This is a genomic window from Ignavibacteriota bacterium (assembly GCA_016212665.1).
In the GTDB taxonomy this organism is placed as follows: domain Bacteria; phylum Bacteroidota; class Ignavibacteria; order UBA10030; family SZUA-254; genus FW602-bin19.
On the sequence record JACREZ010000045.1, the window covers coordinates 17,994 to 42,210 of the forward strand.

The window sequence follows — 24,217 nt, forward strand, 5'->3', positions numbered from 1 at the left end:
TGATTTACCATTGATAATTGACCGTTCAGAACTGACAATTTGAAACATCAAAACTACAAACCCAAAACGAATATTATTTCACTTTTAACTTTGAACTTTAAACTTTTAACTCTGCAAGCATGCTTATTTTAATGAAATTAGACGCGCCTCGTTCCGACATTGAGCGGGTGAAAGAAAAAATATCAAGCCTCGGCTACGCGCCGCATGAAATCCCAGGCGAAGCACGAATGGCAATAGGCGTCACCGGAAACCGCGGCAAGATTGACCCCGAACTTTTCCTCAATCTCCCCGGAGTTCTTGATGCAATTCCGGTTACAAAGCCGTACAAACTTGCAAGCAAAGATTTCAAAGCATTAAGTACGACTGTTCAAATCGGAAATGAGTTTGTCGGGGCGAATGAATTGACGATTATTGCAGGACCTTGTTCTGTCGAAAGTCGTCAACAGATTGTTGATACGGCAGGAATTTTGAAAGAACTTGGAATTAGGTTTCTGCGCGGCGGAGCGTATAAGCCGCGAACTTCTCCCTACGCGTTTCAGGGATTGAAACAAGAAGCATTACAGTATTTAAAGGATGCACGTACCGCAACGGGATTGAATATTGTCACCGAAGTAAAAGATACTGAAACGCTTCCGCTCGTTTCAGAGTGTGCGGATGTTCTTCAAATCGGCGCAAGGAACATGCAAAACTATTCTTTGCTTGAAGCGGTTGGCGCGCTGCAAAAGCCCGTTCTTCTTAAACGGGGACTTTCTGCAACTATCGAAGAATGGCTGATGGCGGCAGAATATATTTTGAACGGCGGCAATCCGAATGTTATTTTGTGCGAGCGTGGCATCAGAACATTTGAAACGGCAACACGCAACACGCTCGATTTGAACGCCGTCCCGATAGTGAAGAAACTTTCTCACCTTCCCATCATCGTTGACCCGAGCCACGGCATTGGTGTGTGGGAAGGAGTGATTCCGATGTCGCTCGCCTCTGTTGCGGCAGGTGCGGATGGATTGATGATTGAAGTTCACCACAATCCTGAAACTGCTTTGTCAGATGGTTACCAATCGCTTAAGCCATCAAAAATGAAATTGCTGTTGGAACAATTACGACAACTCGCGCCGATTATGAACAGAACATTGACGCTCAAATAATCATGGCAGATATACAATCACTTCCTGATTCATCCGGTCACTTCGGCAAATACGGCGGGCGATTCGTTCCCGAAACATTGATGTCCGCCTTGTTTGAATTGGAACATGCCTACAATTCAATCAAACATGATGAGACATTTCAAAACAGATTTAATGACTTACTGAAAAACTATGTCGGTCGTCCGACTCCACTCTATTTTGCTGAACGACTAACACAAAGATTCGGCAAAGCAAAAATCTATTTGAAGCGTGAAGACTTGTGTCATACCGGCGCACACAAAATTAATAATACAATCGGACAGATTCTTCTTGCAAAGCGAATCGGGAAAACAAGAATCATTGCCGAAACCGGAGCGGGACAGCACGGAGTCGCCACAGCAACTGTTGCCGCTATGATGGGTTTGGAGTGCATCGTCTATATGGGAACGGAAGACATGCAACGACAGGAAATCAACGTAACGAGAATGAGATTGCTCGGCGCCGAAGTTCGCCCTGTCAGTTCGGGAACCGGAACGTTAAAGGACGCAATCAACGAGGCGTTGCGTGATTGGGTAACAAATGTTCGAAACACGTTTTATGTGATTGGTTCTGTCGTTGGTCCGCATCCGTATCCAATGATGGTGAGAGATTTTCAATCAGTGATTGGAAAAGAGACGAAACAACAAATGTTGGAGAAAGAACATCGCTTACCCGATTATTTAGTTGCGTGTGTCGGCGGCGGCAGTAATTCGATTGGTTTGTTTTATGATTTTCTCCAAGATTTATCTGTGAAGATTTTTGGAGTTGAAGCAGCGGGACACGGAATTGAAACAGGTAAACACGCAGCAACTCTCACAGCGGGAAAACCCGGAGCGCTTCACGGCTCATTCAGTTACATTTTGCAAGATGAAGACGGACAAGTAATTCCCGCTCACTCTATCTCTGCCGGACTTGATTATCCCGGTGTCGGACCTGAACATAGTTATTTGAAAGATTCAGGTCGAGTTCAATATGTTTCCATCCAAGATGATGAAGCATTGAAAGCCGGACTTGAGTTAACCCGACTCGAAGGAATTCTCCCTGCGTTAGAATCATCTCATGCGTTGGCGTATCTTGAATATCTGATACCGAAGACAAATCCAAACGAAATTGTGGTTGTAAATCTTTCTGGACGCGGGGAGAAGGATTTACCGACGATAATTCGAAATACCCTAACATAATCCTGACTTTCTTTTGTTTTTCAAAATTCATGCTTATCTTGTTAAAGACTTTCATTCAGAGTGAACAATGGAAATACTTTCAAAAGCAATAGAAACGACTGCTCAGTTTACCACTAAACGCAACCTTATCTTAGATAAGCCATTATTAAATGTGAAAGACGGGAGTAAAGTTAGAGTCATTATTTTACTTCCGGATGAAGATGACATTGATGAACTGTTGTGGCTAAAAGCCGCATCCTCGAACGAAGCATTTGCATTCTTAAAAGAGCCTGATGAGGACATTTATACTGTAAAAGACGGTAAACCATTCAATGATAAAGAATAAGATTGTCCTTGTACAATTCCCTTTTGATGATTTGTCATCATTCAAAGTCCGTCCCGCAGTTTGTTTGACCAATACAATCGGTTCACACAATCATGTTATCGTAGGTTTCATCACCAGCAAGATACCTTCCGACATCTTGCCTTCCGATGTCATACTTACAACCAGTGATAAGGATTTTGAAATTACCGGGCTCCGTGTTTCCTCAACCCTACGACTTCACCGACTCCTGACAGTTTCAAAGTCAAATTTCATTCGTGAATTAGGCATAATCCCAGAGAGAATTCAAAATACTGTTTCAACGAAATTAAAACTTCTATTTGAGTTTTAAAGTTTTTTCCCCGAATTATTTTGCTATTGTTAATACTGAATGAACAAGTTATCTACTTACGTTCACAAACTAAACCACAAAACCCTTTCTCTCTTCATCACCGCCGGTTTCCCAACACTCGAAACCACTGTTCCACTTGTTGTTGAACTTGCGAACGCCGGTGCAGATGTGATTGAACTTGGCATTCCATTTTCTGATCCGGTTGCTGATGGACCCGTAATTCAAATGAGTTCAGAAGTTGCGCTTAGGAATGGAGTAACTCTTCAAAATACTTTTGAAATGGTTGCAGAGATTCGAAAGGAAACCAACATTCCGCTTGTGTTGATGGGTTATGCAAATCCGATTTTTGCTTTCGGATTAGAAAAATTTCTTTCCACTTGCAAACAACTCGGAGTTAATGGTACAATCATCGCAGACCTGCCGATTGAAGAAAGTACAGAATATCGAACGCTGGCAAAGCAATATGATATTTCTATAATCTTCCTCGCAACACCAACCACTCCCGATGAACGATTGAAATTGCTCGATGAAGCATCGAATGGATTTCTTTATTGTGTTTCTATTACGGGAGTGACGGGAGAACGTCAGCAGATTTCACAACAGGCGAAGGATTTTCTAACTCGTGCGAGAAAGGTCGTAACGAAAAATCCGTTGTTTGTCGGCTTCGGGATTTCGACTCCTGAAGATGCGAAAGAACTTGCTCAATATGCGGACGGCATCATCATCGGAAGTGCGCTCATCAAGATTCTTCAGTCTGCAAAAGATGGAAATGCTATTGCAGATGCGAAAAAGTTTGTACATTCCATTCGTCAATCTCTCGATTCGTAAATCCACATGAAACTCAGAGTACATCTCAAAAAAACAATTGACGATTCCTACGATATTCATATCGGCATACGGCTTGCAGATGCTGTGAAGCAGATTGCCAAGATGAAACTTGGGAGTAAGTACTTCATTATCACCGATACAAATGTTCAGAAATTGTATGGAAAAAAGTTCTGCCGATTGATGACGGAATGGAAATTAGAAACCGTCCTCCTCTCTATTCATTCCGGAGAAGAATATAAAAACCGACAGACGAAGGCGTTACTTGAAAATGAAGTGCTGAAGTTGAACGCAGGTCGGGATTCTGTTTTCATTGCACTCGGTGGCGGAGTTGTCGGAGATATTACAGGATTTGTCGCAGCGACTCTTCATCGCGGAGTTCCGTTCTTACAAATTCCAACCACACTTCTTGCACAGGTTGATAGCTCCATCGGCGGGAAAGTTGCTGTTGACCATCCGCTTGGGAAGAATTTGATTGGCGCGTTTTATCAACCGAAAGCAGTCTTTATTGATACAACAACACTACATACGTTGCCTGATTCAGAATTCTCAAATGGAATGGCGGAAATTATCAAGTACGCGGCAATCATGGATGCGGACTTGTTTGAGTTCCTTGATGCAAATTCAAAAAAGATTTTGAACAACGATGAACGAGTTCTCAATAAAATTATCAAGCGATGTTGTGAGTTGAAACGTTACGTTGTCGAACGAGATGAAAAAGAAACAGACCTGAGGCGAATTCTGAATTTCGGACATACGATTGGTCATGCACTCGAATCATTAATGAATTATAAAATGTCACACGGACAGGCAGTTGCAATCGGGATGGTAGCAGAGACAAAAATCTCTGTTGCGCTTGGATTGATTGAGCCGGATGCAGTTGAGTGTATCGAATATATGCTTCGTAAATACAATCTGCCGACAGAAATTCCATCGAACATTGATTTGAAGAAATTGTTCGAAGCAACTCTTCAAGACAAGAAAGCAAAGTCAGGAATTGTTCATTACTCCTTGCTTCAAGAAATCGGAAAAGCAAAGGTTGGAGTTCCGCTTACACATTTGGAAGCTTTGAAATTGTTCAGGCAATGAAGATTTGTTGCTCAATCGCTCCGTCAACCATGAACGAAGCGTTTCAGAAAATCAAACAAGCAGTAAAAGAGACTGAACTCATCGAGATTCGGGTTGATGGAATTTCTGACCTCGATATTTCAAAACTTCTCCAAAAGCCACGTCCCAAATTCATCATAACAAATAGAAGAATTGAAGAAGGCGGAAAGTTCTCCGGTTCTTTGAATGAGAATTTGAAAATACTTGCAGAGGCAGTCAAACATCAAACAGAATATGTTGACATAGAATTGAGTTGGGGAACAAATGCGGTACAACAACTCGTTGCTCAATCTGCTAAAACAAAGATTATTGTTTCATACCATAACTTTGATGAGACTCCTTCCAACCTTTTCAACATCTACAAGAAAATGAAAACAACGGGCGCGCATGTTTTCAAAATCGTAACGATGGCGAAGGATATATCTGACAACAAAACAATGTTTGATTTATTAACGCTTGCACGAAGTGAAAAGCGAAAACTTCTTGCATTCTGCATGGGAGAACGGGGACAAATCAGCAGAATTCTGCAAGGTAAATTTGGCGGACAGTTTATGTATGCTCCAATTTCTGTTGACGAGGAGACAGCCCCCGGGCAGTTGAACATTCAGGATTTGAAAAATACATTCCGAGTTCATATTTTGAACTCACGAACTAAGGTTTTTGGACTCATTGGTAATCCGGTCTCGCAAAGCAAAGGGATTTATTTTCACAATTCAATCTTTGCTCGGAAAAACCTCAACGCAGTTTACGTCAACTTTCTTGTTGATAATCTTCCACTGTTTTTCAAATCATATCGCGATATGATTTGCGGACTCAGTGTAACGATGCCATTCAAACAAGAAATTCTTCCGATGCTTGATGAAGTTGAAACAGATGCGAACGAACTTCGAGCCGTCAATACAGTCATCAAAAAAAGAAAGAAACTGTACGGGACAAACACGGATTTGCCTGCCATCTTACAATGTTTGAAAAAGCGAACGTCACTCAGAAACAAACGAGTAACAGTTCTCGGAACAGGCGGCACAGCACGCACGATGGCGTATGCGGCAATACTCATTGGAGCCAAAACAACAATTATCGGAAGAAACGAAAATAAATCACGCACGCTTGCAAACGAATTGGGTTGCGAGTGGGCAAAACCAAAATCATTTTCAGAAGTACACACAGATATTTTGATGAACGGAACGAGCGTCGGCATGAACTCGACAGAAATTCCGTTCAATGTTCATAACCATCTCCGTCACACCATGACAGTTTTTGATGCAGTATATTCACCTCCAATGACATCCCTCCTTGTCGCCGCAAAAGCAGCGGGCTGCAAGATTATTACCGGATTAGAATTTTTTCAAACTCAAGCAAAGTTACAATCAAAGTTGTTCACCGAATCATTATGAATGAAGTTCCATCTCGTTCAATACGAACCATCGAGACGTTAGACGCCGAGGTTCGTGTCCCTCCATCAAAAAGTTACACCAACCGTGCGCTCATCGTTGCATCGCTTGCCGATGGAATTACGATTCTCTCCAATACATCAAGCAGTGATGATTCAAAATATCTCGTCGAAGCGTTGAAACAATTTGGCATCGGAATTACCAATCAGGATAACCTCATTCAAGTTGAGGGCACGTCAGGAAATCTCACCGCACCGCATCAAGAAGTGTTTGTGGGAAATGCAGGAACTGCTATCCGCTTTCTCGCGACGTTCTCTTGTTTAGCAAACGGTGAAGTAACTCTTACTGGCGATGAGGCAATGCAAAAACGTCCCATCAAAGATTTGCTTGATGCGTTGACAATGGCAGGAATTAGATCTTCAAGCAACAATGGCTGTCCTCCGGTTAAAATTCAAGGCGGTAATTTCAAAGGCGGAGTAATTTCACTCTCTGCAAACATCAGCAGTCAGTTTGTCTCTTCGATTTTGCTTTCTGCGCCGTACTCAAAATATCCGGTCACCCTCAACATCAAAAATAAATTAAGTTCAACTCCGTATGTTGATATGTCGCTTCACGTGATGCGTTCATTCGGCGCTGAGATTGAAGTTATCGAACCGTACACTTCATACTATATTTCAAACACTGAACGGTATATCGCTGAGCCGTTTCATATCGAAGCGGATGCTTCTGCAGTAACATACTTTGCCGCAGCGGCGGCAATCACCGGTGGAAAAGTTTCCGTTGCTGATGTTTCTCTTGATTCACTTCAAGGTGACATTCGATTTCTAAGTGTTTTGAAAGAGATGGGTTGCAAAATTATTAAACGTGAAAACGTTGTTGAGATTCAGGGAAATGGACTCAGAGGAATCGAAGTTGACATGAACGATATTCCTGATTGTGTTCCGACACTTGCAGTTGTCGCCGCATTTGCTGAAGGTGAAACGACAATTTCAAACGTTGCACATCTACAGTTTAAAGAATCAAACAGATTAATTGCGCTTGCCGCTCAACTTACCAAACTCGGTGCGAAGGTGAAAGTACTTGAAGACGGATTGCTCATTCGACCTCAGCCGTTGCATGGAGCGACAATTGAAACATATAACGACCACCGGATTGCAATGAGTTTTGCAATCGCGGGGTTGAAAGTTCCGGGAGTTGAAATTCTCAATCCGATGTGCGTGACAAAATCATTCCCGAATTTTTGGGATGAATTCAAAAAGTTAGAAGAAAGTTGTTAATCATGGCTGGAAATTCATTCGGCAAGTTCTTTCGTATCACCACGTTCGGGGAAAGTCACGGTAAGGCAGTTGGAGTTTTGATTGACGGAGTGAAACCCAATCTCCCTTTTTCGCTCGATGGAATTCAAAAAGAATTGAACAGACGACGACCGGGGCAGAGTGGCGTTACAACTCCGCGAAACGAAACCGACCAAGTTCAAGTATTGAGCGGCGTGTTTGAAGGAAAGACTCTCGGCACCCCAATCTGTCTTTTGATTTGGAACAAAGACCAAAACTCGAAAGCATACGAAAGTATCAAGAATTTATTCCGACCCGGACACGCGGCGTTCACATACTTGTCGAAATATGGAATTCAGGATTATCGAGGCGGCGGTCGTTCATCAGCAAGAGAAACCGCCGGACGTGTTGCGGCAGGTGCGTTGGCAAAACAAATTCTCGCTAAACGCGGGATTAAAATTTATGCTTACACAAAACAAGTCGGCAACATTACCGCGAAAGAAATTGATTTTTCTGAAATTGAAAAGAATCCTGTTCGATGCGCTGATGCAAAAGTCGCGAAGAAAATGGAGAGGGCAATTCTTAAAGTAAAAAAAGAAGGCGACTCGCTCGGCGGCGTTGTTGAAGCAGTCATCACGGGAGTTCCTGCGGGACTTGGAGAGCCGGTGTTCGATAAACTCGAAGCTGATTTGGCGAAAGCACTCCTCTCTATTCCGGCAATTAAAGGCTTTGAAATCGGTTCAGGATTTGCCGCCGCGAAAATGAAAGCGAGCGAACACAACGACGAGTTTTACAAAGAGAAGAAAAGCGGCAAAGTTCGAACCAAAACAAATTTTGCCGGAGGAATTCTCGGCGGAATTTCCAACGGCGAAGATATTGTCGTTCGTGTTGCAGTGAAGCCGCCGTCGTCAATCCTTAAAACTCAGGAAACAGTTGACACCAAAGGGAAGAAACGAACCATCAAAGTTGAAGGTCGCCACGACCCATGTCTTTGTCCGCGTGCTGTCCCTGTCGTTGAATCAATGCTCGCTCTCGTTCTTGCCGACCATCTGATGCGACAAACCTTGACCAAACATCAAACAGGACTTGCACGAATCAGGGAAGAAATTGATATTGTAGATGACATGCTTTTGCTTCTACTCGCCCAACGCATGGAATTAGTTTCAGAAGTCGGCAAATGGAAGAAGAACAACAGCAAACCAATTCCTGACAAAAAACGGGAACAAGACATCATAAAAAAACGATTACGTGTTGCCCAATCATCAGGGCTTGATGAAACATTTATTCGGAAATTATACCACCTCATTCTTACTCAAGGAAAAACCATTCAAGCAATAGTATGAGAACAGAAATCGGATTAATCGGATTCGGAAGATTCGGTCAGTATGCATCACGAAAATTACGGAGACATTTTAACGTTTGTTACTACGACCCCAAATCAGTGAAAACCATTGACCCGGGAGAACGGGAAGTAACACTCGATGAAGCGGCTTCGAAAGATTATGTCGTGCTTGCAGTTCCAATCAACCAGATGCCTGCAATACTCAAGGCAATATCGAAAAAAGTGAAACCAGGCGCCATCATCTTCGATGTTTGCTCGGTCAAAGAATTGCCGGTACAATGGATGAAGGATTCACTCCCCCAATCTGTTTCTATCGTCGGAACACATCCGCTCTTCGGTCCGGATAGCGCAGTAACTTCCTTAGCAGGCAAACTAATATTTCTCACCCCTGTAAGAATAAAACGGGAATTATTTGAAATCGTTCGGATACAATTAACCTCCAATAGTCTCGTCGTTCACGAAATCTCTCCGACCGAACATGACTTACTTATGGCAAAAACATTATTCATGACACAATTTGTCGGACGAAGTCTCATCAACCTTGATTTGCCGCAAACAATGTACTCGACAGAAAATTACAAAAATCTTCGTCAAATCATCGAGTACGCTGATAACGACACGGAAGAATTATTTAAAGATATGTACGGTTATAACCGTTACGCGCGAAAAATTTGCCAGCGGTACTCACAGGAACTGCAACAACTCTTCACAAAATTAGAGCACCAGGGGATGTAACGAAATGGTTAATCATAACGAAACTTGTAATTTATTTTATGCAACTTGACATACTTGCAATCGGCGCACACCCAGATGATGTTGAACTTTCATGCGGCGGAACTGTTGCAAAATGTGTGAAACTCGGATACAGTGTCGGCATTGCAGATTTGACCCGCGGCGAAACCGGAACACGCGGCACTGCACGCATCCGTGCAAAAGAAGCGCTCGATGCGGCGAATATTCTTGGCGTCAACATCCGGGAGAATTTAGATTTACCCGACGGACGATTTGAAGTTACTGAAAAGAATCGCTTGAAAGTTGTTCAACTGTACCGGAAATATCGTCCGAAAATACTTCTTATTCCCCATTGGCACGAGCGGCATCCTGACCACGTTCATGCTCATCACCTTTGTCGTGAAGCGTGGTTTTATTCGGGCTTGGCGAAAATCAATACCACGCTGAACGGGAAAAAACAACTGCCATGGCGTCCGAATAACTATTTCCATTTCATGCAGAAATATGAATTTGAACCAAGTTTCATTGTTGATATTTCAGACGTGTATGAATTACGCGTTGCAGCAATCAAAGCACACAAATCTCAGTTCTACAATCCTGAATCATCCGAGCCGGAAACATTCCTCAGTCAGAAATCATTCCTCGACTTTATGGAGACACGAATGAAATATTATGGGACAAAAATTGGAGTGAAGTACGGAGAACCGTTCTACTCAGTCGAAGCAATTGGTGTGAAAGATTTCTCTTCACTCGTTTTGTTTAAGGGATGAAATTGCTATATGAGATATGTGATGTGAGATGGTTGTATCACACATATCTCATATCCCAAATCGCATATCGCTCAGAGAATTCTCCTAAATCTCTTATCCAACTCCGGAAGTGAAAGTCGAATAATCGTCGGTCGTCCGTGCGGGCAAACGTACGGAATTTGTGTAAGAAATAATTGGTCGAGCAAAGAACGCATTTCGGTTTCACTCAATGGGTCGCCTGCACGAATTGCGGCTTTGCAAGAGAACGATTTAACAAGTCGCTCTCGCTGTTCTAATTTCATTCCCGCTTGATTATCATCCTTGTACAAGTCAAGAACACTTTGAAGTATCGTCGCTTCGTTTCCTGATTTCACATCCGAAGGAACACCATCAATGACAATTGTATTCTTCCCGAAGAATTTCAAACTGAATCCGATTCCCTCTAACACTGGATGAAGTTCTGTAACAAGCGCCGTATCGCTTGCCGAGAGTTCAACCGTTACGGGAAATAATAACTGTTGAGAAGATGGTTCGTTCACTTCAAACCGTTTTAATATTCGCTCATACATAACTCGCTCGTGCGCCGCGTGCTGGTCAACCAACATCAACCCTTCTTCAATCGGGATGAGTATATATTTGTTATGAAGTTGCCAGATTCGTACATCACTCAACAATGGTTTACTATTTATGGGTTGTACGTCACTCCGAACATTTTCTAATTGTTGATTAGTCTCCTGAAATTCCGGGAGAGTGTTGTACTCCCGACCAGTAATCTCTTGGGTATTTCCAAAAGGCAAACCCGAATCATCCCTTGTCGGCAACGTTCTCAATAAATCTTCCCATCCACTCGCACGTTGTTGACTGGAGGTCGGCGATGACGTAAACCTCACCCCGATTTCTGATGGTTGCTGTGAAGTTTGCTGGACAGAAATTGAAGGAATCAAATCATGTTCTGATAACGCCCGCCGCACACTGCTCAACACAAAGCGATACATTGTCTGTTCATCATCGAACTTCACTTCCATTTTTGAAGGATGAACGTTCACATCAACTTTCGTCGGGTCAATCTCGATGAACAACACAAAAAAGGGGAAGCTTCCCTTCTCCAACAAATTCTCGTATGCCTGAAATACTGCATGATTGAGACTTTTATTTTGGATGTATCTTCCGTTCAGGTAAAGATATTGCTCGGTTTTTCCTTTCCTCGCGAAATCCGGCTTCCCAAGAAAACCTGATACTCTTGCAAACGCGACTTCATCTTCAAAATAGAAAACCGTTTTACTAAGATTCTCACCAAAAATATCTTTCAACCGTTCACTGAGTTCACCAGAACGAAAATTGAAAATCGTTTCGTCATCACTAATGAACTCAAACGTAATTTCCGGATGAGCAAGCGCGGCTCGTTGAATTGCATCAGCAATATGCTTGTATTCTGTCTGGTCGCTCTTCTGAAATTTTCTTCGTGCAGGTGTATTGTAGAAAAGATTTTTCACACGAATTGATGTCCCGACCGGCGCAGAATCTTCACCGATTTCCAAAATCAAACCTCCTTCAATTCGTACTTTTGTTGCAACTTCAGAACTTGTCTGCCGTGTTTTCATTTCGACCTGAGCAATGGCGGCAATCGTTGCCAACGCTTCGCCCCGAAAGCCAAATGTCTCGATACATTCCAAATCTTCTGCTTTCGAAATCTTACTCGTTGCATGTCGCCCAAACGCAACAGCCGCATCTTCCGCGCTCATCCCGCAACCGTCATCAATCACCTGAATTAATGACTTCCCGCTTTCTGCAATTATTACTTTGATTGAATTCGCCCCCGCATCAAGCGAGTTTTCCAACAACTCTTTCACAGCAGATGCCGGACGTTGAATAACTTCACCGGCGGCAATTTTGCTTGCAACGACTTCGGGGAGAATATTTATAGTTCTAGACATTTATTGTTTCAGGATTTAAGATTTCGGATTGCGGATTGGCGACGAATTGAATTAATACAAATGACCAATGACTATTGACTAATGACTCCAAGCCCGGGCAAATCATTTAGAGTCAATTTACCGTTGATAACCTTAACTCCGCTGAACGGGTCATTCGAGATAAGAATATTTCCATCGAGGTCAGCATAATCAACCATCGGAGAAAGTTGCGCGGCGGCGGAGATAGCAACTGAACTTTCAATCATACAACCGAGCATGACTTTCAGGTTTGCTGCTTTTGCTGTGTGAATCATTCGCATTGCTTCTCGCAAGCCGGTACATTTCATCAGTTTGATGTTGATGCCATCAAACGCGCCGTAGAGTTTCGGAATGTCGTGCAAACTCACAACGCTTTCATCAGCGATGAGAGGAATGTGAACTTGTTCTCGTAACCACGCAATGTCATCAAGTTGCGAAGCAGGCATTGGTTGTTCAATGAACTCAACTCCCTGCTCCTCGAGCCAGAGGATTTTATCTCTCGCCTGAATTCTATCCTTCCATCCTTCATTCGCATCAACACGAATCACTTTATCAGTAATTTTCCGAATTGTCTTGATGATTTCTTCATCGTTTGAAACACCAACTTTCACCTTGAGAATCGGATACGGCTCAGCTTCTCTCACCTTCTTTTCGATGACATCAAGCGAATCAATTCCAATTGTGAAGGAAGTGAGCGGAGTTTTCTCTTTGTTCAATCCCCACAATTTCCAGAGCGGAATGTTCAGTTTCTTCCCAATCCAATCATGGAGCGCAATATCAATCGCCGCCTTCGCTGATGTATTCCCTTCAGCAAGATTATTAACATAGGTAAGTATCTCATCAAGTTGAAACGGTTCATCAAACTGTTGCAAATTGACTCGACCAAGAAATTGCATTACTGTTTCTGCTGTTTCTCCATATCGTTCAGATGGTGCGGCTTCTCCGTAACCGATAATTCCTTCGTGCTCAAGTTCAACAATTACACATGGTTCAACATCTTTCGAACTGCGCGAGATTGTGAAGGTGTGGAGGAGTTTTAAGTCAAAACATTTGTAGGATATTTTCAAATTTGATGTCCAGTTGAAACAACAATAGCTCTGTTCAAAACGTTACTTCACCAAAACGAGTTTTTCTGTCAATGTTACTGATCCAGCATGAAGTCTGTAAAAATACACACCACTAGTTAAGTTGGTTGCATTCCAATTAATTGAATAATTCCCTTGCATTTTTTCTTCATTTACTAACACTGCAATTTCTCTCCCTACTACATCATAAATTTTCAAAGAAACAAAAGATTTTTGAGGTATTGAATAATTTATCACTGTAATCGGGTTGAATGGATTGGGATAATTCTGTTCAAGCGAAAAGTCTTGTGCCATTGAATAATTATCGTCTTGTCCAATAGCATTTACCCCTCCATTTGACGTGTGCAAAATTCCATGTCCACCAACTATTGTTACAAAGTTATCATCAACAACCGAAAGTCCATAAAAAGTATTATTCACACCTGCTTCTTGTTTTATCCAAGTCAGACCCGAGTTTGTTGTTTTTAGAATTGAACCGAGATAACCAACCGCAAAACCCGTGTTGCTACTTCCAAAGGCAACTTTAGTTAGCCACCCAATTGTATCTGAAACAACGGACAACCATGAATTACCACCATCTGTAGTTCTTTGAATAACACCAGAGGTACCTCCTCCAACAGCAAATCCGATATCTGAATTTACAAAAAATACTGAACGTAGTGTTGTAGTAGTATTACTTATTTTTTCAGTCCATGAACTTCCACCATTCGCAGTGTAAAATATTTTACCATTGTTTCCGACAACAATGCCATGATTCATATTTGTAAAGAAGAAGTCATTATTAGTATTGACATAATCGTTCGACACAATTCGGTTCCATGTCTCACCACCATTCGTTGTTTTTAATATTGTAAAACCACCAAATGAAGTAGAATCTCTGTGATTTCCCATTACAAAACATGTGTTTGCATCAATACATCGAATTGATCGTCCAAAATACATGGAATCTTTTATCCAAGAATTTCCTCCATTGATAGTTCGAAGAATTGAATTATCTGTAATTATAATGCCTGTAAGATGTTCAATGAGAACAACATCATTAAGAAATCCTGTCCCGCTGATAGGAGTCTTGTTCCAATTGGTACCACCATCGGAAGTCGTTAAAATAAAGTTTCCTGTATTGTCTCCTAGATTTCCAATTGCTATCCCTTCACTTTTGTCAATAAACGACACACGAGATATTCCACCCGTCAAAACAATATCATCACTAAGTATTTCCCAAGTAACACCACTATTTGTTGTACGCAATAATGCTCCATTACTGCCTACCGCGAAGCCATTGTTTAGAGCAGTGAAATGAACTGAAGATAAACCGGAAACCTGAATGATCTGGCTTGTCCAATTACTACCGCCATCTGTCGTTTTATAGATCATTCCCCCCGCGAGACAAATTCCATTGACACAATAGGAGCCCACTCCAAAACCATTGTTGGTATCGGTAAAATGTAATTTTCTAATATTCATACCATGTTGTGTAATCCAGGTATCGCCACCGTCGGTTGTTTTATAAATTGAATCACATGATGCGACCCAACCAACCAATGAGTCAACAAAAAATATTGTTTTCAGACTACAACGTTGTGATGTAAATTGAATATTCCAATTCAAACCTCCATCCGTACTTTTCCAAATTCTTTGACCATTCGAGTTGGCACTATCTCCGATAGCAATAATGTTATCTCGATTCAAAAAAACCACACCCCAGAGATCAGAACTAATGCTATTGCTCACCGGATTCCATGTTAAACCTCCGTTATCCGAATGTAAAACTACTCCATCATATCCAACAGCGATAACGACATTTGAATCATAAAAGGAGACAGAATTTATCGTTTTTGTTGTGTGGCTCTCTTGAAGTGTCCATGTTTCACCAAAATTAGTCGTTAGCAAAATTGTACCCTGTTCTCCAACTGCCAGCCCTTTATCACCACTCAGAAACTGTAAGTCTCTCAAGTCACTATCTCTATTGAAAATCGTATGTTTAATATCCCACGAACTTCCACCATCTGTAGATTTCATAATTGTACCAGAACTTCCTACAACAATAACTTCATTTTGGTTCCGGATAAAACAGTCGTACAACGAATTTCCTTGTGGCAATGGGTTTTGCCACTCCCATCCTGATTGACCAAAGAGCGTTACAGTTATTGATAAAAATAGTAAAATAAAGGATAGAATATTTTTCATAATGAAGTCCTTAAAATAAAATTATTTTTTTGATACAATTCAAACCCATTTTCTTACTTCCCTTGTAACACAGAATTATTTTTTCTAATTGTGGATGCATATTTTTTCTTATAATGATTGAGTTTAATTAAAATAAAAACAAACCCAAAAATCACACGTGCATTTACTTCCCAAACAACGCCTCCACAAACGCCTTCAGATTAAACGGCTGTAAATCATCAATCCGCTGACCGACACCAATATATTTCACAGGAGAATTCATTTCTTGACTGATTCCGAGCATAACACCCTTACTTGATTTTATAACGGTCAATAAGTTTATGAGCTCCAATTGTTAATAGTATATACTTATTTCCATCGCGTTGAAAAATGCAGCGATAATGAATGTCAACATAGAATTCCCAATCACCGTTGAGTTTATGAATCTTCAAAGATGGATGTCGCGGGTCGAGGGATAAGAATCGAAGTTGCTTGTCGAACTTTTTCTGAATTTCAAGAGGAAGATTTCGGTATGACTCTTTCAATTCAGAAGTAAGAACAAGTTCTATTGGTTGAGCCACTGAATCGCCTGTTCGACATTCTTGAATGATTTTGTTTTTTTGTCTTGAATTTGCTTTTTGGCTCGCTTCAGACTTTGTTGAACATCGTCTTGTTCATAAATCTCCATACTTATTTTCATTTCAAGAAATTCCAGAAATAGTGTGTATGGAATAATGACATCGGTTTTTTTTCCGTTTGCATCATTCACAAACTTAATTCGTTTTTGCATCTCTGCTGTACTCATAAATTAATTCCTTTGTCGCTTTAGTATAATCACAATAATAACAAGTGCAAAATCTTACTTCCCAAACAACGCCTCCACAAACGCTTTCCGGTTGAACGGTTGTAAATCATCAATCCGCTCACCGACGCCAATATATTTCACGGGAAGATTCATCTCCTGACTGATGCCAAGAACGACTCCTCCCTTCGCTGTTCCGTCTAACTTTGTTACAACCAAACCCGTTACAGCCGCCGCCGCGCTGAATTGCTTTGCTTGCTGAATTGCGTTTTGTCCCGTCGTTGCATCCAACACCAAATAGACTTCATGCGGTGCACTCGCATCTAATTTTTGCAATACACGACTTATTTTTTTCAATTCTTCCATGAGATTGATTTTTGTATGAAGCCGTCCGGCAGTATCAATAATCATTACATCAGCGCTTTGCGATTGTGCCGACTTCAACGCATCGAACGCAACCGATGCCGGGTCAGCGCCATGTTGTTGCTGAATAATTGCAACTCCTGCTCGATTCGCCCAAATTTCAAGTTGTTCATTCGCCGCCGCACGAAACGTATCTGCCGCCGCAATGACAACATTCTTTCCGGCATTTTTATAATTGAATGCGAGTTTCCCGATTGTCGTCGTCTTCCCGACTCCGTTCACGCCGACAATCATAATCACATGCGGTTTGTGATTGGATGGAATAACAAACGGTTCTTCATCAGGTGCCGCGCTATTCACAAACAACGATTGAATCTCTTCTCTGATAAGCGAATCAAGTTGACTCGTCTCCTGATAGCCTTCCTTCTTCACTCGTTCGCGAATGCGTTCAAGAATTTTCATTGATGTTTCAACACCAACATCTCCGGCGATAAGCGCTTCTTCGATACTCTGAAGAACTTCTTCATCAATCTTCGTTTTGCTGGTAAGAATTTTCTGAACTTTGCCAATGATGTTGTCCCGTGTTTTGGCAAGTCCTTCTTTTAGTCGTGATAATTTAAATGCGTCAAAAAAGCCCATAGTCAGATTTCGGATTTCGGATTTGTGATTTCGGATTCAAGTTCCCTCACCTGTTCGCCTTTGGCGGGTGAAAGAGAGGATTTAGAAGTACGTTTACTTGATAAATTCAAGATATCTTTTCGCATAAGATATAAATGAAAATAGAAGCATCAAGGTAGTTCCATATAGTAAAATTGTTTTAATGATTGTTAGAAAATCAAGATTCAAGACGGCAAGACTAACTAACATTGCAAGCACGCCTGCCGTCCACTTTCCCAACCAGTTCGATTGGAGTACAATTCCCTTTTTGTTTTTGATGTACATTCCGCCGGTAAAAATCAACACATCACGAAGCAGAACACAAACAATAAACCACACAGGAAGTATCTGAAGTACAGCAAGCATAATTGCTAACACTCCAAGCGAAATTTTATCCGCAAGCGGGTCGAGAATTTTCCCAAGGTCTGTTACTTGATTGAATTTCCGTGCAAAGTAACCATCAAGAAAATCTGTTATTGCTCCAACTCCAATCAATGTAAAAACATACCAGCGATTGCCTGATGCATCATTCGTCAACATAATAACAATCGGAATGAGAAGCACAACTCGCGAAATACTCAGAGCGTTAGAGATTGTCCATGTCTTGTTCATCCAAGTTTATCCAGTCAATCCCTCCCCTTTCGTTTGTAAGGGAAGGGGTTGGGGAATGAGTTAAGAAATTTTGTCATTTCCACAAACATGACAGGCTCGAATGCCTGTCCTACCAACTTTTGAGGCAGCCCGCACGGGGATGAGTTAAGAAAAACAATGGATACCAAATTCCTCGTCACCCTGAGTCCCCACTTTGTCGGGAAAGGGTTAACACTCATACTCAGTCTTCGACCGTGACTCAACTTTCGTAGGATACTTTCCGCTGAAGCACGCCGTACAATACGTTTCACCATTATTATGCGGAACGGTTTCGAGCAATTTTTCTAACGAAAGATAACCGAGACTATCAACGCCAAGATACTTTCCAATCTCATCCACATTTCCATCAAACACATTTGCAATCAATTCTTCCGAACTCGGAAAATCCATTCCATAGAAACAAGGATAATGTATCGGCGGCGAAGAAATTCTGAAATGAATCGCTTTCGCCCCCGCTTCACGAATCAACTCAACCAATTGTTTTGAAGTTGTCCCCCGCACAATCGAGTCATCAACAATAACGACTTCCTTATCCTTCAATACACCTTTTACGGTGTTGAATTTCATTTTCACTTTTATGTCGCGCACTTCCTGTTCCGGCTGAATAAACGTTCTGCCGACATAGTGACTTCGTATCAACCCGATTTCGTATTTCGTTTTCTGTCCGTTCTTCTCATTTTCAGAAGCGAAACCGAGCGTTGCCGTGTTGCTCGAATCGGGAACGTTAATAACAATAACCTTCTCCGTTTCCTTAGGCTCAACCGGATGTTCCTGCGCAAGCGCTTTCCCCAATCTGCGGCGAACCCGGTTTACACTCTCTCCAAAGATTTTACTATCAGGACGCGAAAAATAAATATACTCGAAAATACAATGGTGTGGCTGTGCAACAGTTGTGTTCAACTTGTACGATTTTGGTTGACCGGTTCTCAACACTTCCTCATCAAACACCAGCACTTCACCTGCCTGCACATCACCGATATATTCCGCATTGATAATATCGAAAGCACACGTTTCGGAAGCAACGACGAACGCCCCATCAAGTTTCCCGACAGCAAGCGGTCGCCAACCGTACGGGTCACGCGCCGCAATCAATTTATCATCCGTCAGAATCACCAACGAAAACGCACCTTCGACCTGATTCAACGCATCAACAATTTGTTTCACTTGGTCTTGCTCTTTGCTTTTTGCAATGAGATGAAGAATGATTTCCGTGTCCGATGTCGTTTGGAAAATTGTCCCTTCATCCTGCAACCGCTTGCGAAGCGAATGGAAGTTTGTGAGATTTCCGTTGTGTGCAATCCCGACATTTCCTCCCCGATAGTTCACCGTGATTGGCTGAACATTCACCTTGCTATCCGATGCGCCTGTGGTTGAGTAACGATTATGTCCGATTGCCGACTCCCCTTTCAACACATCGGCAAAGATTTTATCATCCCGAAATACATCGTTCACAAGTCCGAAATCTTTGTGGAAATTAAAACGATACTTCTTTGTCGAAGCATCAAATTCTGAGGTGACAATTCCCGACCCTTCCTGCCCTCGATGTTGAAGCGCATGCAATCCGTAATACGTCATGTGCGATGCCTGCGGATGCCGGTAAATTCCGAAAATTCCGCAATGGTCGTGGGGTTTATCGTGTAAAAGGGTATACCCGCCGTAGCCTTCGCGTAGGGGAACTTGCTCGTTGGAGTCCTCGCGTAGGTGGGCTTGTCTGCCGTAGCCTTGGCGAAGGCGGAGTTGGTCTAAATCAATTTCGTAAAACATCGGGAGAGAAATTAGGAAAAATCCACCACAACAAAAAACATTGGTGAGTCGAATCTAAAAAGTATTGTTTGAGTATTATTGGCTCCATTTTCTGTTTGTATTCAAAATGATTCTGTGCGTGATTACATTTTTTAGAGCAGACTCATTTGCATAGAATGAAAAAAGCCGACTCTTTTTCAAAGAATCGGCTCTCTTCCTATGAATGTGAATAAATGAATTTATTTCGTGAGTAACATTTTCTTTACTTCACTAAAATGACCAGCAGAGAGACGATAAAAATAGACACCACTCGGAACTTCTGTAGCGTTCCATTGTACAGACTTGTAACCTGCCAATTGCATTTCATTCACTAACGTTATTACCTCTTGTCCAAGTATGTTGAACACTTTCAAACTCACATTCGCATCTTCCGGTAAGTCGTAATTGATGAGAGTAACTGGGTTAAAGGGATTGGGCATGTTTTGCTGCAATGCAAATTGTGACGGCTTAGTGTCCCCTTCATCCAACTTCAGTGTTGTTGTATATGGGTCGCAAGGTTGCAATGCTTGTGTCTCGACTACTAAATTACCATTTGAGGATGTTATGGCACGACTCCCATTTCCTGACAATTCTAAACGTTCGTACCCTCGACCCGTATGAAGCCAATAACTGATTCTATTTTCAGGGCGAATATTCCACGATAGAGTTATCGGGTCAGCCGCGTTACTAACTACAATTGGAATTATCGAACGACCATTGTTTGGGTTTACTGTCTCAATAAATTTATTCGACAAAAATTTAGCATGAAACTTATTTCCCGGTAACTGCGGTGGCATTTCATCATCTTTAATGAGCCCATATTTCATAGGTCTTTCCATATTACGCACAAACAGCGATTGGGTATTGCCCTGTGCATCACTTACGATTAGCTGGTCAAACTCAATTGCTGTCGCTGTTGGAGAACATGGGTCAGGAGGGGGCGGAGCCGACTCAGTTGTAAACTTCCATACACATGACCATGAACTTGTTCCATTTTCATTCGTAGCATTCACACGCCAATAATATCGTGTACTGTATGTTAATCCTGTGATTTGTTTTGAAGTCATTGTTAGACCTGATTGATTAAATTTCAATGGAGGAGAAAAACTGGAATTACTGGAAACTTGTAATTGATAACTACTAGAACCAATGACACTATTCCAAATCAACGTCGGTGAAAGTGAAATATCTATAGAATTATCAGTAGGAGAATTTAGCCGAGGAGCGGCTGGTTCTCCGGCAGGGGAGGCAGGCGGAGGTTCACACACAATAACCGTTCCTCCTCCCGATGGTGTAGCATCAAGAATAATTCTTCCGGGTTGATTTACTTTTACCCAATATGCACCTCCGGCAGTTAACACATCTGTCATCTTATATCCATTTTCATATTTGAAAAATGATGAAGTAACAATCCCAGAAGGAACAGTTAAAATCGTAGAAGTAGAAATTGGTTTTGAAATAGACCCGATAAGATTCCATTGCGTCGCGCTGTTTTTAAATACGCTTACTCCTATAGAATCAATGGGGTTACCAAGGTAGGTCATAGTACGTGATGAAGGAAATCGAATCCAATATCCCTCACCGTTAACAAGTGGGTCGGCGGCAACATAATGAGCGGTAGAATCCCACTTCCATGCTGGAGAAGTTGAGCCAGCCCAAACAATATCTTTCGTATAGCTTCCGGATAAAAAATTAGGAACGCTGCTCATGTTATAGTTAGTATTCATAAATGAAAGCACCGCGCTTTGTGATGCTTCCGCCGTGTTGCCATAATGTCCTTGGTTGATCCTAAAACCGTTTGGTGCAGGTTCCAGGTTGTATGCATCCGATGGGTCACCAGCATCTACAGATGGTGAACCGAGTTGAAGATGAAAATCTCCAGTAGCGGAATTCACAAACATAGGATCGCGTTCAATATTTGTCGCCGGTGGAGTGTATGTAGCTGTGTCTTTGTTGTAAATGGTGTTATAGAGGAGTTGCCCTGAACCTTGTGGGGGATAGGTTCCTTCCAAAGTTTTATTATTCATGTATAAGATATTATTTTTTACAGTATAAGAACGATTTGAAACGGTTTTAATAGCAACATTATAGTTTAAAAATGTGTTATTGGAAAATACAGTATATTGACCAAAATTTGAATTATTGTATATACCAACGTTGCCGTTTATAAATAAACAATTGTTGACGAAGGCACTACCTCCTGTAGTTATATGTATATCAGAAGAATCTGAAGAAGTAAAAGTAGAATAAGCAAATCGAGAATAAAAACCCTTGCACAATATAGCGGTACCATTATTAATAAAATTAGAATGTTTTATTTCAAGAAAACCGTCATTACCTTCAATACCTATATCACAGTTGGTAAATGACAAGAACGAATATTTAAGAAGAGGACCAAAATGATACGTCAAATTGATCCCTTTTCTTGCATCATGAATTTCTGTATAATCAAGAAGGATAGGAGACACTCCTGTTAAAGATATACCACTCCAACTACCACGCGTTCCACTCATTGATTTGATAATAATATGTTGTGAATCATTTCCTTGAGAATATAATTCAGTGCTGTCTTCCATTATAAAACGGGGAAAGAATCTATTGTTGGAAGAAAAGATCAAATTTGTTCCAGGCGAAAGTGTAAGTGTATTATTTTTTTCAACAATTACATCCCCTTGAACTTGCATATAACCCGATAAAGTTGAATCAGATGATATTAAAATCGTTCCGCCTCCGTTTCTAATAGAAATAGTATCAATGCGTGTTGAGTAATCTGCTAAAGTTCTTATACCTTTCAATGAAATATTCGCGGAATATCCATTTCTAAGAACAGGAGATGGAATATACAGATCACTAAAACTTTGGGTTCCCCCTTTTATTTTAGGATAAAAATCAGTTAGGAATTGTCCATCCGCAAGGTCATCTGCTTCTATCAAATCGAACTTTTCAGCACTCTCACCACACAAAGTACCTAATGTTGGATGATTAGTTATTGATGAAAAATGATGCCAAATTAATAGTGTACCGGGTTGATTTGGAAATGTTGATGGTGGAGTCGGTACATAATAATCGAAACCTTCACGCAAACGAGTTTCAAAGATATAATGTTCACCTGGGCAACTTGGATCTTTGGGGGAAATTTTATAAATGTTCGGACTACTATAATTGTAAGTTGCAACGAAGCTTACCGTGTCAGCAGTGATATCTATCGGTACCACCCAACCCATCTTTATTCTATACCACGGGGGCAACGATGCTGGACATTCTCCACGAGATAAAGGACCATTATCTAAGCCGTATGACATTAAATCGAAGGAGTATGAATCTTCAGGCTTATCTGCCATGTCTGGAAATCTGAAACCATGACCAATTTCGTGACAATGTGTTCCAATATGAGAGAACGAGGTGCTTGTAGATTTAGTCTGGCGTTCAGACATAATATGTACTCGCGTTGAATCAGCGGGACCACCGAGAAAGGCTTGGGGCCACAACCAGTTGCTTCTTGTAAGCTGGGAATAAATGATTGCATAATTCCGGTATGTTTGGGTTATCCAACCCGAATCTATCGCCTTTTGTTTCGCTTCATTCCACAAGTGTCTGTATCCCAAATATAAGTTATCGTAATATTCTACAGGCTGATCCATTACTATCCATCGAGGTACTCCATTTGCATCCGCAGGATTAAGTACCTGACCTTGTATATCAAGATTTCCAACCGACATTTGCTCATAATAATCGCGTACACTTCCAAAAATTTGCTCGTGCTCAGGATGTATATTATTTCCCGCGGCACCTATCCAATAATTTCTTGAAAAGAATAAGCTATCAAAAGATGCCTTCTTATAACCAAAACGTAACAGAGAGTCATTTGTGTTGGTATAATGCTTTTGATTTGCAGGAGGGAATTCCACCAAAATCACACCCAATGTTCTTACAATAGGGAAAGTGTTGCCTGACATGATTTCTTGATTTTGTCCCGCAAGGAACTCGAGTTCCTCGTTCGCGTCATCTCGCAGTTGTTCTAATTCAGTGATGCGTGACGCTGAGCGCTCCAGGTGATAGGAACTTGCCGGGGGAATATCAATTCCTACACGATAAATTGTTGGCGCAAACTCGCCGTAGGAGTCTAATGTAGCATAGAAATACCAGTTGCTATCTCCTTGAACAAACCGGTAGCCCGAGTCTGTTTCGCACCAATGAAAAAACTCATCACCCCACATACGCCCCATGAATGTTACTCCATTCGGCTGCATCCATTGCACCATTTTTGTGTCGAGTGGGGCGGAGTACATATTCATGCAGATGATAACCGTGAAAAATAATATTGTTAAATAACGCATACAACGGC

The 24,217-nt window shown here is 41.5% G+C and carries 21 protein-coding genes; 11 read left to right on the plus strand and 10 right to left on the minus strand.

Annotation, left to right across the window (positions count from 1 at the left end):
• The first annotated feature begins 119 nt into the window (after positions 1-119).
• The 11 genes from aroF to bshB1 all read left to right on the plus strand — a co-directional run bounded on the left by aroF (position 120) and on the right by bshB1 (position 10,435).
• On the plus strand, positions 120-1,142 hold the full coding sequence (gene aroF / locus HY960_15505) for a 3-deoxy-7-phosphoheptulonate synthase (GenBank protein MBI5217162.1): 1,023 nt from the start codon (positions 120-122) through the stop codon (positions 1,140-1,142).
• Positions 1,143-1,144: 2 nt separating this feature from the next.
• The gene (gene trpB / locus HY960_15510; protein ID MBI5217163.1) at positions 1,145-2,341 is read left to right on the plus strand and encodes a tryptophan synthase subunit beta; all 1,197 of its coding nucleotides are present in this window, start codon (positions 1,145-1,147) and stop codon (positions 2,339-2,341) included.
• Positions 2,342-2,408: 67 nt separating this feature from the next.
• Positions 2,409-2,666 (plus strand): hypothetical protein, encoded by a 258-nt coding sequence (locus tag HY960_15515; protein ID MBI5217164.1) that lies wholly within the window; start codon positions 2,409-2,411, stop codon positions 2,664-2,666.
• Complete coding sequence (locus HY960_15520) at positions 2,656-2,994, plus strand: type II toxin-antitoxin system PemK/MazF family toxin (GenBank protein MBI5217165.1); 339 nt, start codon at positions 2,656-2,658, stop codon at positions 2,992-2,994. Before HY960_15515 ends, HY960_15520 begins: the two co-directional genes overlap by 11 nt.
• A gap of 39 nt (positions 2,995-3,033) precedes the next feature.
• Complete coding sequence (locus HY960_15525) at positions 3,034-3,822, plus strand: tryptophan synthase subunit alpha (protein MBI5217166.1); 789 nt, start codon at positions 3,034-3,036, stop codon at positions 3,820-3,822.
• Between the two features lie 6 nt (positions 3,823-3,828).
• The gene (gene aroB / locus HY960_15530; GenBank protein ID MBI5217167.1) at positions 3,829-4,908 is read left to right on the plus strand and encodes a 3-dehydroquinate synthase; all 1,080 of its coding nucleotides are present in this window, start codon (positions 3,829-3,831) and stop codon (positions 4,906-4,908) included.
• A gap of 29 nt (positions 4,909-4,937) precedes the next feature.
• A complete protein-coding gene (aroD, locus tag HY960_15535) occupies positions 4,938-6,320 on the plus strand; it encodes a type I 3-dehydroquinate dehydratase (GenBank protein MBI5217168.1) in 1,383 nt (460 codons plus the stop codon).
• Positions 6,317-7,594: a 3-phosphoshikimate 1-carboxyvinyltransferase gene (aroA, locus tag HY960_15540; GenBank protein MBI5217169.1), complete on the plus strand. Its 1,278-nt coding sequence runs from the start codon at positions 6,317-6,319 to the stop codon at positions 7,592-7,594. Before aroD ends, aroA begins: the two co-directional genes overlap by 4 nt.
• A 2-nt stretch (positions 7,595-7,596) precedes the next feature.
• The gene (gene aroC, locus HY960_15545) at positions 7,597-8,934 is read left to right on the plus strand and encodes a chorismate synthase (protein ID MBI5217170.1); all 1,338 of its coding nucleotides are present in this window, start codon (positions 7,597-7,599) and stop codon (positions 8,932-8,934) included.
• Positions 8,931-9,668, plus strand: a complete 738-nt coding sequence (locus HY960_15550; protein ID MBI5217171.1) for a prephenate dehydrogenase — start codon at positions 8,931-8,933, stop codon at positions 9,666-9,668. Before aroC ends, HY960_15550 begins: the two co-directional genes overlap by 4 nt.
• 38 nt (positions 9,669-9,706) lie before the next feature.
• Entirely contained in the window at positions 9,707-10,435 is a 729-nt protein-coding gene (gene bshB1 / locus HY960_15555; GenBank protein MBI5217172.1) for a bacillithiol biosynthesis deacetylase BshB1, read from the plus strand.
• A 71-nt stretch (positions 10,436-10,506) separates the two neighbouring features.
• On the opposite strand, the gene mutL is transcribed toward bshB1, so the two are convergent.
• The 10 genes from mutL to HY960_15605 form a co-directional block, all read right to left on the minus strand.
• Complete coding sequence (mutL, locus tag HY960_15560) at positions 10,507-12,348, minus strand: DNA mismatch repair endonuclease MutL (protein ID MBI5217173.1); 1,842 nt, start codon at positions 12,346-12,348, stop codon at positions 10,507-10,509.
• A gap of 71 nt (positions 12,349-12,419) precedes the next feature.
• On the minus strand, positions 12,420-13,433 hold the full coding sequence (locus HY960_15565; protein MBI5217174.1) for a dipeptide epimerase: 1,014 nt from the start codon (positions 13,431-13,433) through the stop codon (positions 12,420-12,422).
• Between the two features lie 42 nt (positions 13,434-13,475).
• Positions 13,476-15,638, minus strand: coding sequence for a T9SS type A sorting domain-containing protein (locus HY960_15570; GenBank protein MBI5217175.1), 2,163 nt, complete (start codon positions 15,636-15,638; stop codon positions 13,476-13,478).
• 163 nt (positions 15,639-15,801) lie between these two features.
• Positions 15,802-15,921, minus strand: a complete 120-nt coding sequence (locus HY960_15575; protein MBI5217176.1) for a hypothetical protein — start codon at positions 15,919-15,921, stop codon at positions 15,802-15,804.
• A 7-nt stretch (positions 15,922-15,928) separates the two neighbouring features.
• On the minus strand, positions 15,929-16,198 hold the full coding sequence (locus HY960_15580; protein MBI5217177.1) for a DNA helicase: 270 nt from the start codon (positions 16,196-16,198) through the stop codon (positions 15,929-15,931).
• Entirely contained in the window at positions 16,183-16,422 is a 240-nt protein-coding gene (locus HY960_15585; GenBank protein ID MBI5217178.1) for a hypothetical protein, read from the minus strand. The genes HY960_15580 and HY960_15585 overlap by 16 nt, the downstream gene beginning before the upstream one ends.
• A gap of 54 nt (positions 16,423-16,476) precedes the next feature.
• Positions 16,477-17,421 (minus strand): signal recognition particle-docking protein FtsY, encoded by a 945-nt coding sequence (ftsY, locus tag HY960_15590; GenBank protein ID MBI5217179.1) that lies wholly within the window; start codon positions 17,419-17,421, stop codon positions 16,477-16,479.
• 93 nt (positions 17,422-17,514) lie between these two features.
• Entirely contained in the window at positions 17,515-18,051 is a 537-nt protein-coding gene (locus tag HY960_15595; GenBank protein ID MBI5217180.1) for a CDP-alcohol phosphatidyltransferase family protein, read from the minus strand.
• 207 nt (positions 18,052-18,258) lie between these two features.
• A complete protein-coding gene (locus HY960_15600; protein ID MBI5217181.1) occupies positions 18,259-19,854 on the minus strand; it encodes an amidophosphoribosyltransferase in 1,596 nt (531 codons plus the stop codon).
• Between the two features lie 218 nt (positions 19,855-20,072).
• Entirely contained in the window at positions 20,073-24,209 is a 4,137-nt protein-coding gene (locus HY960_15605) for a T9SS type A sorting domain-containing protein (GenBank protein MBI5217182.1), read from the minus strand.
• Positions 24,210-24,217 lie beyond the last annotated feature (8 nt).